The organism is Latilactobacillus graminis DSM 20719 (assembly GCF_001436415.1).
Classification (GTDB): Bacteria; Bacillota; Bacilli; order Lactobacillales; family Lactobacillaceae; genus Latilactobacillus; species Latilactobacillus graminis.
In genome coordinates, this window is sequence record NZ_AYZB01000058.1 from 172,338 (window position 1) to 185,685 (window position 13,348).

Genomic DNA, 13,348 nt, shown 5'->3' on the forward strand with positions numbered 1-13,348 from the left:
GACTCAGTAGAGATGAAGGGCTGCCAGTAGCCATGTGTCAGCATATAATCACTGGCATATTGAATAATGTGAGTATGAAATTTATTAATCATTTTGAATTTTTAATATACAGGGGGAATAGGAATGGACGCAAAGAATAATGCCGATTTGATCGGTAGTACCTCAGCTGATTTTATGGAATTTGCAGGGTTATATCGGTGGTTAATTAATAATTTAAGTGAATCAATGAGCCGCGAAAGTCAAAAGTATGGTTTGTCTTTTGATCAGTTTTTAGTGATGCATGAGATTCAAAATGCCAATAATGAAACGACTAATAGTGCGTTGGCAGATAAGATGCAAGTGAGTCGTTCAGCAATTTCACGACAGTGTCGTTCATTACGCAAGATTGCTTTTATTGCAGAGCAATCTGATGAAAATGATCAACGTATTCGGCGTGTACATTTAACGGAAAAAGGCTTGGAAGTTTACCGCCATCTCTTGGCTTATTACGTTGATTTATACAAAGATTTGCAAAATGAAATTGGTCAAGATACGGTTGGTACAACAATCGATCAAAGTAAAAAGATTTTTGGTCGGATGGCATCAATGAATATGGATCGTCCAGAAGCAAAATAAAAATCTTTTAGCTGGGTCACAACAATTAGTTGTGATCTTTTTTTGTGGTCTGCTCAGCGGTCGCACTTAATGACGCCTGACACTTTCTTTGTTAGAATAGAACTAGTTACTTTACGAATGTAGGAGGAACAATATGAGTTCTCAAAAAAAATTATTATTAGTTGATGGTAATAGCGTTGCTTTTCGGGCTTTTTTTGCGATGCATCAGGCTTTGGACCACTTTACTAATCAGGCTGGACTGCATACTAATGCAATCTATGCGTTTAAGAACATGTTAGATATTATTTTGAAAAAGATCGAACCTACGCATGTGTTAGTTGCTTTTGATGCGGGTAAAACGACTTTTAGAACAGAACAATTTGCCGACTATAAAGGGGGACGGTCAAAAACGCCACCTGAATTAACAGAGCAATTTCCGTATATTAGAAAGTTACTTGCTGCCTATGGAATTCAGTCTTACGATCTTGCCAATTATGAAGCTGACGATATTATTGGGACCCTTGCTCGACAAGCCGAGTTGTCCGGATTTACAGTCGATATCGTTACCGGCGATCGTGATTTAACCCAGTTGACAACCGATCTGACAACTGTCAACATCACGGTTAAAGGTGTCAATGAAATCGAGGCCTATACGCCAGCCCACGTTCGCGAAAAATTAGGCTTAAACCCCAGCCAAATTATTGATTTAAAAGGGTTAATGGGGGATACTTCGGATAATTATCCAGGCGTCAATAAAGTTGGTGAAAAAACCGCATTAAAATTAATTACCGCCTATGACAACCTTGAAGGGGTCTATGCACATATTGACGAGATGAAAAAAAGCAAGTTAAAGGAGCACTTGATTGAAGATCGTGAATTGGCCTTTATGAGCAAGAACTTGGCAACTATCGAATGTGATGCGCCGATTACATTAGGCTTAGATGAACTTGCATTTCATGGACCAGATCAAACTGCTTTGGTTGCTTTTTATCAAGAAATGGGTTTTAAATCGTTTTTGAACCAACTTGATGATGTCCCAGTTGAATCGGTTGCATCTGAAAATTATCAGTTTACTGTATTAACATTTGAAAATATTGCTGAGGTTGTAGCGACTACAGAAAATGTCGCTTTTGGTATTGAAATGTTATCGGATAATTATCACACCGCAGATTTAATTGGTTTTTATATTGGTCGGCCAGATCACTGGTATGTCAGCGATGATGTCACGCTTTTAGCTGAACCGGTTTTAAAAAATTGGCTAGAAGATGACAAGTGTCCCAAAGCGGTGTTTGATGTGAAACGAAATCAAGTAGCGGCCAATCGCTTAGGAATTCGATTATCAGGAGTTCAATTTGACTTACTACTAGCATCTTATTTATTGAACACGACCAATAATAGTAATGATCTGGGGACGATTGCTGCCTTGCACCAATATCAAAATGTGCAAACTGACGAGGCCGTTTATGGTAAGGGCGCTAAACGGGCACGCCCAACTGAACTAACTATTCTCTATCAACATTTGATTCAAAAAGCAGCCGCTATTTACCAATTAGAACCGCAATTAACGGCACAGTTAAAAGCGCATCAGCAGTTCGATCTATTTACCAGTATGGAATTGCCTTTAGCACTTGTCTTGGCTGATATGGAAATCACGGGCGTTCGGGTTGATGCAAGTCGTCTACAGCAAATGGGTGGCGAGTTCAGTCAAACACTCAAAATTTTGGAAGAAAAAATTTATGCCGAAGCTGGTGAGATCTTTAATATCAATTCACCTAAGCAATTAGGTGTTATCTTATTCGAGAAAATGGGTTTACCTGTTATCAAGAAAACTAAAACGGGTTATTCGACTGCGGTTGATGTCTTAGAACAGCTGAAAAAAACAGCGCCAATTGTCCAAACTATCTTAGATTATCGTCAAATCGCTAAGATTCAATCAACCTACGTTGAAGGATTGTTGAAGTCGATTCATCAAGATAATAAAATTCATACGCGATATCTACAAACCTTAACGCAAACTGGACGACTATCATCAGTTGATCCTAATTTACAAAATATTCCGGTGCGATTGGCGGAAGGCCGCAAGATTCGGCAAGCTTTTGTACCTAGTCATCCTGACTGGCAGATGTTTGCTTCTGACTATTCGCAAATCGAGTTACGAGTTTTAGCCCATATTTCAGGTGATCAGAATATGCAAGCAGCCTTCAAGGAGAACCGTGATATTCATGCGAATACCGCAATGAAAATTTTTGGCCTATCTAGTGCTGACGAAGTGACGCCAAATATGCGTCGTCAAGCTAAAGCAACCAATTTTGGAATTGTTTATGGAATTAGTGATTATGGTTTATCCCAAAATATTGGGATTACTAGGGCTGAGGCTAAACGTTTTATTGATGCTTATTTTGAACAATATCCAGGAGTCCATCAATTTATGCAAGACATCGTGCAAAAGGCCCGCGAAGAAGGATATGTCGAGACGCTCTTTCATCGCCGTCGTTATTTACCAGATATTCATGCAAAAAACTTCAATCTGCGTTCATTTGCGGAACGGACAGCGATGAATACGCCTATTCAAGGGAGTGCTGCGGACATCATCAAAATGGCGATGATTTTGATGCAAGCGGCGTTGAAGAAGGCTAATTTACAAGCTAAGATGCTCTTACAAGTTCACGATGAATTGATTTTTGAAGCACCGATGTCAGAAATACCAATTTTAGAAAAATTAGTGCCCAATGTAATGGATTCTGCAGTCCAATTAATGGTACCGTTAAAAGTAGAAAGTGGCTTCGGACCAACTTGGTACGATATTAAGAAGTAAGGGGAGACATAATGCCAGAATTACCAGAAGTTGAAAATGTGCGTCGGGGCTTGGAACGATTAGTCGTTGGTAAGACCATACAAAAGATTGAGATTCGTTGGTCAAAAATTATCAGTAACCCAGATGCAGTTTTTATTGCGGGGCTTACTGGTCGTCAAATTATTGGAATTGATCGGCGTGGTAAGTACTTACTAATTCGACTTGATCAGGGATTAACGGTAGTCAGTCATTTACGTATGGAAGGCAAGTACGAAGTGGACGCCTCATCGGATCCTATGACCAAGCACACGCACGTTGTTTGGACGTTTACAGATGGACACCAGCTACGGTATCTAGATTCTCGTAAATTTGGACGCATGTTGTTAATTGAAACGGGACAAGAAAATACGGTCTCGGGTTTGAAGGATTTGGGGGTTGAACCAACACCAGCCACCTTTAAGAAGGCTGCGTTTTACCAAGCACTCCAGAAACATAAAAAAGCCATTAAACCATTGTTACTGGATCAAAAGATCGTGACCGGTCTTGGTAATATCTATGTTGATGAAACACTATGGCTAAGTGAGATTCATCCAGAAACGCCAGCAAACTTGGTGTCACGGATTGAAGCGGATCGTTTACATGATAAGATTATCATGGAATTAGACTTGGCGATAAAACATGGCGGGACGACAGTGAATACTTTTTTGAATGCGACCGGGCACGCGGGCGCTTTTCAAGAAATGTTACATGTTTACGGAAAAAAAGGACAACCTTGTGAACGATGTCAGACACCAATCGAAAAAATCAAGGTTGCCCAACGAGGTACTCATTTTTGTCCGTACTGTCAAATTAAGAAAGGGACGGTTGAATGACTTATTTTTTGGGCTTAACGGGTGGAATTGCTAGCGGTAAGTCTACCGTCTCAGTCTTATTTAAAGAACAAGGCGTACCCGTGATTGATGCTGATCAGATTGCTCATCAGGTGTTGGCAACGGATCAAACTGTTCAGGCACAGTTACAAAGGGCCTTTGGAGAGGCAATTATTAAGGCTGGGCAGGTTGATCGCTCGGCGTTGGGGCACCTTGTTTTTGGTAATTCAGCAGCATTGAACAGGCTAAATGCGATTACTGGTCCTATTATTTTAGCAACTATTCAGCAGCAAATGCGTTCTTTTAAGTATGCACCGTTAGTGGTATTGGATATACCATTGTTGTATGAGCAACATTATGAACAGCTTTGCGACGGTGTTGCAGTAGTATACGTTGATCGTACTATTCAATTAAAACGGTTAATGGCGCGCAACCGCTTGACAAAGCACCAGGCAACCTTACGTATTGACAGTCAAGATGACTTAACAATTAAAAAGGCGCAAGCCGATTTTGTCATTGATAATCAAGGCAGCCGAGCAACCCTAAAAGCAAATGTTTTGGCATTATTGCAGCAATTGCATGTACAATAATAATGCCGGCAGTCGAACTAGATAATTTGTTCGACTGTTTTTTTGTTTAGCGTACTTGCCTGGCGTGTTATACTACTGTTATAATGATTGATTAAATTGAGGTCAATTCTGAAATGAAATAATTAAAGGATAAGAAGGTGTCAATATGCTATGTCCGCATTGTCATCAAAATAGTTCGCGAGTGATTGATAGTCGTCCGACAGATGAGGGGCGTGTGATTCGGCGCCGACGCGAATGTGAGAATTGTCGTTTTCGGTTTACGACTTTCGAACGGGTGGAACAAACACCATTGTTGGTGATTAAGAAAAACGGGACACGCGAAGAATTTAACCGAGATAAGTTACTACGAGGCTTGATTCGAGCTGCTGAAAAGCGGCCGGTTACAATGGAGCAGATGACCGAAGTTGTCGATGAAGTTGAAAATAAAATTCGTTCGTTAGGCGAAAACGAGGTTTCTTCACAAGCCGTCGGGGAATATGTAATGCGCTTATTACCAGACATTGATCAGATTGCCTATATTCGCTTTGCAAGTGTTTATCGTGAATTCAAAGATATGAACGTCTTCATGAATGAGTTACAAGAAATGATGGACAAAGAAGAGTTAAAGAAATCGAAATAAGGGAGAGGAGTTAGCCGATGTCAGATGCATTTGATTTTCTAAGTCCCAAAGACGGTTTTTCAGTGACAAAAGCTAACTATTTGACCGATTTCGATCAAACAGTCGTCACTTACTTATATCAACCATTGATGGGGGCTGTTGCGTACAGTCTCTATCTTTTGTTATGGAGTCAAACTCAAAAAGAAACTGAGCAATATTTTCAAACGCATGCAACTTTACTAAATTTATTGAGTGTTGACCTACCTGCATTTTATGATAGCCGCAATAAGCTAGAAGCACTTGGGTTAATGCGAACTTACCAAAAAAACGAGGGAACAGGCCGGAAGTTGGTGTATGAGTTATATGCCCCAATGCCACCCCAAGCTTTTTTTAATGATGATTTATTAAGTGTGGCCTTGTTTGAGGCGGTTCGCGAAACTCGCTTTATCGAACTGCGCGATAACTTTAAGCTACGCCCCGTATATGCCAAGGACTATCAAGAAGTCACTAAAAATTTCTTAACGGTTTTTCACGTCTCCAATGAGATGTTGACAACTATACCAACTAGTGTTGCTGAAACTAAAACGATTTATCAACAAAAAAAAGCGCGCTCTCCGCAATTTACGTCAGTCGAGTTGCGAACTTTTGATTGGGATTTATTACAAGATGCAACGGCCCAATACCAAATTGACTCGGACCAAATTCTCAAGTATGAACAAGGTCTATTCAATCTCCATTATTTTTATGGCTTAGATGAGATGGATTTGGCCCGTTTAATTGGATTGACCATGAACGTCGCTGACAGCACGATTAATATGACGGCCCTTGAACAAAATGTTTTAAATAATTATACGCGTCGTCAAAGTAAGCGCCAAACGCCAGCGGCAACGACTGTAAAGAAACCACTAGCAGATTTGCAAAAAGAATGGCAAAAAGCGGGTTTTAATGAACAAGAATTGCAGTGGTTAACCGAAAGTCAAGGGCGTTTACCAGTCGACTATTTAGAATATTTAAAGCAAAAAAATCATGGATTTGTTGCCAAAAATGAAATTCGTGCTTTGAAAGATTTACAAAATCGGTATATTTTTAACAACGACGTACTCAATATATTAGTCGTGTATGTGATCACACAATACGATGGATTAACACAAGCGCTTGTGGACCGAATTGCAAATCAATGGGCTCAACAAGGAGTTAAAACGGCAGCGGATGCAATTTTGCAGATTCGTGGTTTTAAGACCAAACAAACCACTAAGGGCCAAACGAAGCGGTCAACACGGTATCAAAATAAAATTAAAAAAGAACCAGTACCTAAGTGGGCAAAAGCCGATTACCAAGTGCCAAAGGAAATAACGACACCTGAAAATCAGCATGCGTTGGAAGATGCGCTGAAAAAAATTCGTGAAGGGCGGGATGCGTAATGGAAAATATGGGTAAAGACTTAGCGGGTTATATGAATCGCCGAAAATTAAATCAACAGTTTAATCACCTGGTTGAAGATGCCTTAAATGATCCGGACGTCCAAGCATTTATTCAAACTAATAAAGAACATCTGTCACAAGAGACCGTCACACGTAGTGCTGCCAAAATTTACGAATATGTTACCGAAAAACAGAAGTTAGCTAATGGACAAACGACGCTCGCCCCAGGGTATGCACCTAAATTAGTGTTAAATAACCATTTTATTGATGTCAGTTATGAACCAACGGCTAACTTGCTACAAAAACGCGAACAAGCTGCGTTGCAGGCCCGTGTAAAATCAATTAATATGCCTAAGGATATTGAACAGGCGAAAATTGATGCGTACGATCCAACGAATCGTTTTGAAGCTCTGATTAAGGCAACCGAGTTCATTGAAATCTATCGCCAAGCACCAAGCAATTTTCATCAAGCGTTATACTTGAGTGGACAATTCGGGGTCGGTAAGACTTATCTGTTGGGCGCCATTGCTAACGAACTGGCGTTATCTGGGTTTGAAACAACCCTCATTCATTTTCCAACGTTTGCTGTTGAAATGAAGAATGCGATTGGCCAAAATAACGTTTTAGAAAAGGTTAATGTGATAAAAAAAGCGTCAATTCTGATGATTGATGATATTGGTGCTGATGCAATGAGTGCTTGGGTGCGAGATGAGGTGCTAGGGATTATCTTGCAATATCGAATGCAGGAACAGTTGGCAACGTTTTTTAGTTCGAATTTCACAATGGCTGAGTTGGAGAAACATCTAACGACTAGTAATCAAGGCGATGAACCGGTTAAAGCTGCCCGCATCATGCAACGCGTGCGCTATTTGGCACAAGAAATTGAGGTTGGTGGGCAAAATCGCCGTCTACAGCCACTGTAAATTAAGCTTGCTAAAAAAGTAATTAAATGGTTTAATAGAATCAATCAATGATGAAAGACACCTTTTAAATGATTTTTTGCAGAGAGAAAAACACGAGCTGAAAGTTTTTCATCCCATTTAATTGACCACTTTCAAGGGCAACACAGCTGATCGGGTCGTTTCCGTTAAAGACGCTTAAAGTTGGAGAATTTTTTAAAGATTCTCAATCTGGGTGGAACCGCGAAATTAATTCGTCCCTGAGATACACGAACCGTGTATTTCAGGGACTTTTTTTATTGTTGATGATAAATTAGAAGGAGTGGATAGAAATGGCAGAGATTCAATTAACTTTTCCAGATGGTACCAAAAAGGCATTTGAACAAGCAACAAGTCTTTTAGACGTTGCTAAATCAATTAGTACAAGCTTAGCTAAAAAGGCAATTGCCGGTAAATTCAACGGTGAATTGGTTGATTTACAGCAACCAATTTTAGAAGATGGGGCAATTGAAATCATTACTAAAGACGACAAAGCAACAGACTTGATGGCAATTTGGAATACGGCAGCCTTTGTTTTAGCTGCAACGTTGGATCGTGCTTATCCCGAGATGCAATTCGGCGAAGTACATGCAACTGAAGATGGCTTCTTCTACGACACCGAAAACGAAGCTGGTCAAGTAGCAGTGACCGACTTACCAGACATTAAAAAAGCAATGAGTAAGTTAATTCAAGCTGGCGGGGCGATCGAACGTGTCAGCTTAGACAAAGCTGCTGCTAAAGCACTATTTGCTGGTCAGACTTACAAATTAGCATTATTAGATGAAACGGAAACAGACCAAGTCTTAGTTTACAAATTAGGCGACTTTGCTGATTTTGGGTTAGCACCAATGCTAGCTAAAGTGAGCGACGTTAAGGTCTTTGAACTCTTATCGGTTGCCGGCGCTTATTGGCAAGGTAAATCAAGTAATAAGATGTTACAACGGATTTACGGGACGGCTTACAACAAACAAGCTGACTTAGATGCTGACTTACAGCGTCGTCAAGAAGCTAAAGAACGCGATCACCGTGTGATTGGAAACCAATTAGACTTATTCTTCGTTGATCCTAAGGTTGGCGCGGGTTTACCTTATTGGTTACCAAATGGGGCTACCATTCGGCGTTCAATCGAGCGGTACATCATTGACAAAGAAGTTGCCAATGGGTATGAACATGTTTACACACCAATTCTAGCGAACTTAGATTTGTATAAACAATCAGGCCACTGGGATCACTATCGTGAAGACATGTTCCCGCCAATGGATATGGGTGATGGCGAAATGCTTGAATTACGCCCAATGAACTGCCCATCGCATATCCAAGTTTACAAACACCAGCCACGTTCATATCGGGAATTACCAATTCGGTTGGCTGAACTAGGGATGATGCACCGTTATGAAAAATCAGGTGCGCTTTCAGGGTTACAACGGGTGCGTGAAATGACTTTAAATGATGGGCATACATTCGTTCGACCTGACCAAATTCAAGATGAATTCAAGTCAATTTTGAAATTAATGATTGAAGTGTATTCAGACTTCAATATTAATGATTATACATTCCGTTTGAGTTATCGTGATCCTGCTAATACCGAAAAGTACTATGCTGATGATGAAATGTGGAACAAGGCACAAACAATGTTAAAAGGTGCTATGGATGATCTTGGTTTAGATTACGTAGAAGCTGAAGGCGAAGCTGCCTTCTATGGTCCTAAGTTGGATGTTCAAACGAAGACGGCCATGGGCAACGAAGAAACACTTTCCACAATCCAATTAGATTTCATGTTGCCAGAACGGTTTGAATTACAATATGTTGGCGAAGATGGCGAAATGCACCGTCCAGTGATGATTCACCGTGGTTTGGTTTCAACAATGGAACGTTTCACAGCTTATTTGACCGAAATTTATAAGGGGGCTTTCCCAACGTGGTTAGCACCAACCCAAGCTGTGATTATCCCCGTTAAGAATGAATTACATTATGACTACGCAAAGAACGTCAAAGATGCGATGATTAAACATGGTTTGCGCGTTCGTATTGATGATCGTAATGAAAAAATGGGTTATAAGATTCGTGAAGCTCAAACAAGCAAGATTCCTTATACATTAGTTGTCGGGGATCAAGAAGTGGCGGATGCAACGGTTTCAGTTCGTAAGTATGGCGAAGAAAGTGCCAACGAAGAAGCTTCAGATATGTTTGTCGATGCAATTGTTGCTGAAGTTGGGAACTACAGCCGTGATGGTAAAGATCATAAAACGATCAGTCTTTAAATAATTAGTTAGTGATTGAGTTTAGTACTCGACGTGTAAGGGACAGATTAGGATAAAACACGAGACAGTCTTGACTTTGATTTACCAATCGAGTATACTTTAATTTATTGAGAAATAAAGCAGAAGTTCCCGCTTCTCGCCTTAGTAGACACTTGATGTCTCTGGGCTGATAGTTTCTAATTCGGACGAACTAAGTAACCGAATAAGCGGGCCTTTCTGTAATGAGAGGGCCGTTTGTTTGTTATTTAGCTGCATTTTCTCTCTAAACTTTATGGAGGTGAAGAGTCATAGCAAAAGATTTGATGGTTAACGATGGTATTCGTGCACGAGAATTGCGTTTGATTGCTCAAGATGGCGAACAACTGGGTATTAAAAGTACTCAAGATGCAATTGCCTTGGCTGATCAAGCTAATATGGATGTTGTTTTGGTTTCGCCAAACGCAAAACCACCCGTTGCTCGTATTATGGATTATGGTAAGTATCGGTTTGAGCTTCAAAAGAAACAACGTGACGCTCGTAAGAAGCAGAAAACCATTAACCTCAAAGAGGTTCGTCTTAGTCCCACAATTGAACAAAACGATTTTAATACTAAGTTGAATAATGCACGTAAGTTCCTTGGCAAGGGTGATAAGGTAAAAGTTTCTATTCGCTTCAAGGGCCGCGCAATTACGCATAAAGAAATTGGGCAACGTGTATTGGAAAGACTTGCTAAAGAAACAGAGGACATCGCTAAAGTTACAGCACGTCCTAAAATGGATGGCCGTAGCATGTTCTTATTGTTAGAACCGCTAAAGGACCAAAAATAAAAATCTGTTTCTGATTTATTAGGAGGAAATATCATGCCAAAATTTAAGACACATCGTGCTTCAGCAAAACGTTTTAGACGTACAGGTAATGGCGGACTAAAACGCAGCCATGCTTATACAAGTCACCGTTTCCACGGCAAGACTAAGAAACAACGTCGTCAATTAAGAAAAGCTGGAATGGTTTCAAACAGCGATATGAGACGTATCCGTCAAATGCTAACTGGCCTTAAATAAGGGTAACAGAATCCGTTTGACCATCAGCAAAAATTAGATCAGTACAGCAACGCTTTGACGTTGTTTGTTATTCAAGGAGGAATTTCTTATGCCACGTGTTAAAGGTGGAACAGTGACGCGCAAACGTCGTAAAAAGATTTTAAAATTAGCCAAGGGTTATCGCGGTGCTAAACATTTATTATTCAAATCAGCCAATACCCAAGTAATGGTTTCATACCGTTATGCCTTCCGGGATCGTCGTCAACGTAAACGCGACTTCCGTAAATTATGGATTGCGCGGATTAATGCTGCTGCTCGGATGAACAACATTTCATACAGCCAATTAATGCACGGATTACGCGTTGCTGAAATCGATATGAATCGTAAGATGTTAGCTGACTTAGCAGTTAACGATGCGACTGCCTTTACATCTGTTGTTGATGCTGCTAAAGCTGCGTTAAACAAATAATTGTAAATCGAAAAAAGAGTCTAGGACAAAACTTCGTTTTGTCCTAGACTCTTTCTTTTTCAACATTAAATTAATGGGTAATAACGATCTTACCAGGTTTATGATGACTCTCAAGGAGTTGATGGCCTGCGATAATCCCGGCTAAAGTAAATGGGAAGGTTTGTAAAACATGATTATAGAGCAATCCTTGATCGATTAATTCGCTTAAATCTTGCAATGCTGTCAAGTCCGTGTAGTCTTTACGAGAGTAAATCGTTTGGTAGTGAATTTGAGCACTTTGTTGGCTGGTAGTTGGTAAGATGGTTGCCGATGTGAACGTACCAGCCGGAGTAATTAATTGATTTAATAGTTGCGTTGATTCCGGATTGTGACTTAAATTAATACCAATTTTAGCGGTATGGGTGAGACGTTTTAAATCAGTTGATTGATTATAAGCAAGTGCCTCTTGAACGCCGAACGATTGTAGGTAATTGAGATTTTCACTGTTAGCAATGGCAATTACATTTAGGTGTGCTGCTAAGCTGAGTTGGACGAGTAAACTACCAACGGCGCCACTTGCTCCCATGATGGCAACTGTATCACCGTGTTTAAAGTTAGTGAAGTGCATCAGAATATTGTAAGCAGTAATCCCAGCACTGGGCAGTCCGGCCGCTTCGGCAATAGTCATGCTAGCTGGTTTGCGTAAAATTTTGGACGTGCTAGCCGTTACGTACTCGCTATAAGCACCCATTGAACGGTGATTGATGACAATTTCGCCAACGCGGTAATCGGCGACGTCAGCACCAAGACTAACGATTTCGCCAACGACATCAGTACCAGGAAAGATTGGGAAAGGTAATGGGCGCACTGAAGCTTGTGAACCATTCCGCAGTGCAACATCGTATGGATTTAATCCAGCAGCGAGCACTTTAATGAGGACTTGATTGTCCTTAGGAGTTGGTTGTGGTTGGTCGAAACGCTCAAAAACAGTTGGGCCACCAAAATGATTAAAACCAAATTTTTCCATAACAAACACATCCTCTCAATTTCTTTAAACGTAACAGAATAGGGGGAAAAAGTCGATTAGTTTGACTTACAGATAGTTCAGGATTGTGAATTTGCTGGAAAATATGAAAATTAGCCGTGTAAAGGTGCAATTTAGGCGTAAATAACCTATAATTAATCAGTAACTAGATTGAAAAGAAGTGCGTTTGAAACAGGTTGACTTTGCTAAGCATAAAAATCAGTTTCAAAAAGCACGTTAGAGTCGAGGAGACAAGTGCATGTTAAAGAATTTTAAGCCCACTTGGATGGTCAAGGCCATCTATGATTTAACGCCCGAACAACTTAAAAAAAAGGGGATTAAAGCAGTTTTAACTGATTTAGATAATACCTTGATTGCGTGGAATAATCCAGATGGGACACCACAGTTAAAAGCTTGGTTAGCAAAGATGCAAGCCGCTGAAATTACCGTAATGGTCGTTTCGAATAATAATCACCAACGGGTACAACGCGCGTTAGCTGAGTTGCAATTACCTTTTATTGCACGCGCAAATAAGCCACTGGCAACCGGCATTATTAAAGCAAAGCAACAACTGGGCCTTTCACGCCATGAAGTGGTGATGGTTGGTGATCAACTGATTACGGATATGCACGCAGGCAATGTAGCTGGTGTGCGGACCATTTTAGTTAAACCGATTATTGATAGTGACGCCTGGAATACATCGATTAATCGTTTTTTTGAAAAATATATTATGCAACAACTACTAAAAAAAGACGCAGATTTAACTTGGCGGGAGGATTTAAATGACTGAAA

General features: G+C 40.3%; 13 protein-coding genes. 12 read left to right on the forward strand and 1 reads right to left on the reverse strand.

Annotated elements, in window-relative coordinates; genetic code table 11:
* The first annotated feature begins 123 nt into the window (after window positions 1-123).
* The 11 genes from FC90_RS07885 to rplT all read left to right on the forward strand — a co-directional run bounded on the left by FC90_RS07885 (window position 124) and on the right by rplT (window position 11,553).
* A complete protein-coding gene (locus tag FC90_RS07885; protein WP_057908692.1) occupies window positions 124-615 on the forward strand; it encodes a MarR family winged helix-turn-helix transcriptional regulator in 492 nt (163 codons plus the stop codon).
* Window positions 616-748: 133 nt separating this feature from the next.
* A complete protein-coding gene (polA, locus tag FC90_RS07890; protein ID WP_057908693.1) occupies window positions 749-3,409 on the forward strand; it encodes a DNA polymerase I in 2,661 nt (886 codons plus the stop codon).
* An 11-nt stretch (window positions 3,410-3,420) separates the two neighbouring features.
* The gene (gene mutM, locus FC90_RS07895) at window positions 3,421-4,260 is read left to right on the forward strand and encodes a DNA-formamidopyrimidine glycosylase (RefSeq protein WP_057908694.1); all 840 of its coding nucleotides are present in this window, start codon (window positions 3,421-3,423) and stop codon (window positions 4,258-4,260) included.
* Entirely contained in the window at window positions 4,257-4,847 is a 591-nt protein-coding gene (gene coaE, locus FC90_RS07900) for a dephospho-CoA kinase (RefSeq protein ID WP_057908695.1), read from the forward strand. Before mutM ends, coaE begins: the two co-directional genes overlap by 4 nt.
* A 145-nt stretch (window positions 4,848-4,992) precedes the next feature.
* Entirely contained in the window at window positions 4,993-5,466 is a 474-nt protein-coding gene (gene nrdR, locus FC90_RS07905) for a transcriptional regulator NrdR (protein ID WP_057908696.1), read from the forward strand.
* A gap of 17 nt (window positions 5,467-5,483) precedes the next feature.
* Entirely contained in the window at window positions 5,484-6,866 is a 1,383-nt protein-coding gene (locus FC90_RS07910; RefSeq protein WP_057908697.1) for a replication initiation and membrane attachment family protein, read from the forward strand.
* Window positions 6,866-7,789, forward strand: a complete 924-nt coding sequence (gene dnaI / locus FC90_RS07915; RefSeq protein ID WP_057908698.1) for a primosomal protein DnaI — start codon at window positions 6,866-6,868, stop codon at window positions 7,787-7,789. The genes FC90_RS07910 and dnaI overlap by 1 nt, the downstream gene beginning before the upstream one ends.
* A gap of 308 nt (window positions 7,790-8,097) precedes the next feature.
* On the forward strand, window positions 8,098-10,065 hold the full coding sequence (thrS, locus tag FC90_RS07920; RefSeq protein WP_057908699.1) for a threonine--tRNA ligase: 1,968 nt from the start codon (window positions 8,098-8,100) through the stop codon (window positions 10,063-10,065).
* A gap of 302 nt (window positions 10,066-10,367) precedes the next feature.
* Complete coding sequence (infC, locus tag FC90_RS07925) at window positions 10,368-10,871, forward strand: translation initiation factor IF-3 (RefSeq protein WP_057908700.1); 504 nt, start codon at window positions 10,368-10,370, stop codon at window positions 10,869-10,871.
* Between the two features lie 33 nt (window positions 10,872-10,904).
* A complete protein-coding gene (gene rpmI / locus FC90_RS07930; RefSeq protein ID WP_057908701.1) occupies window positions 10,905-11,105 on the forward strand; it encodes a 50S ribosomal protein L35 in 201 nt (66 codons plus the stop codon).
* Between the two features lie 88 nt (window positions 11,106-11,193).
* A complete protein-coding gene (gene rplT / locus FC90_RS07935) occupies window positions 11,194-11,553 on the forward strand; it encodes a 50S ribosomal protein L20 (protein ID WP_057908702.1) in 360 nt (119 codons plus the stop codon).
* 70 nt (window positions 11,554-11,623) lie between these two features.
* Here the strand turns inward: rplT and FC90_RS07940 are convergent, their stop codons facing one another.
* Window positions 11,624-12,559 carry an NADP-dependent oxidoreductase gene (locus FC90_RS07940; RefSeq protein ID WP_057908703.1) on the reverse strand — a complete coding sequence of 312 codons (936 nt, stop codon included), beginning with the start codon at window positions 12,557-12,559 and terminating at the stop codon, window positions 11,624-11,626.
* Between the two features lie 256 nt (window positions 12,560-12,815).
* Between FC90_RS07940 and FC90_RS07945 the strand changes: the two genes are divergently transcribed.
* Window positions 12,816-13,346, forward strand: a complete 531-nt coding sequence (locus FC90_RS07945) for a YqeG family HAD IIIA-type phosphatase (RefSeq protein WP_057908704.1) — start codon at window positions 12,816-12,818, stop codon at window positions 13,344-13,346.
* The last annotated feature ends 2 nt before the right edge of the window (window positions 13,347-13,348 follow it).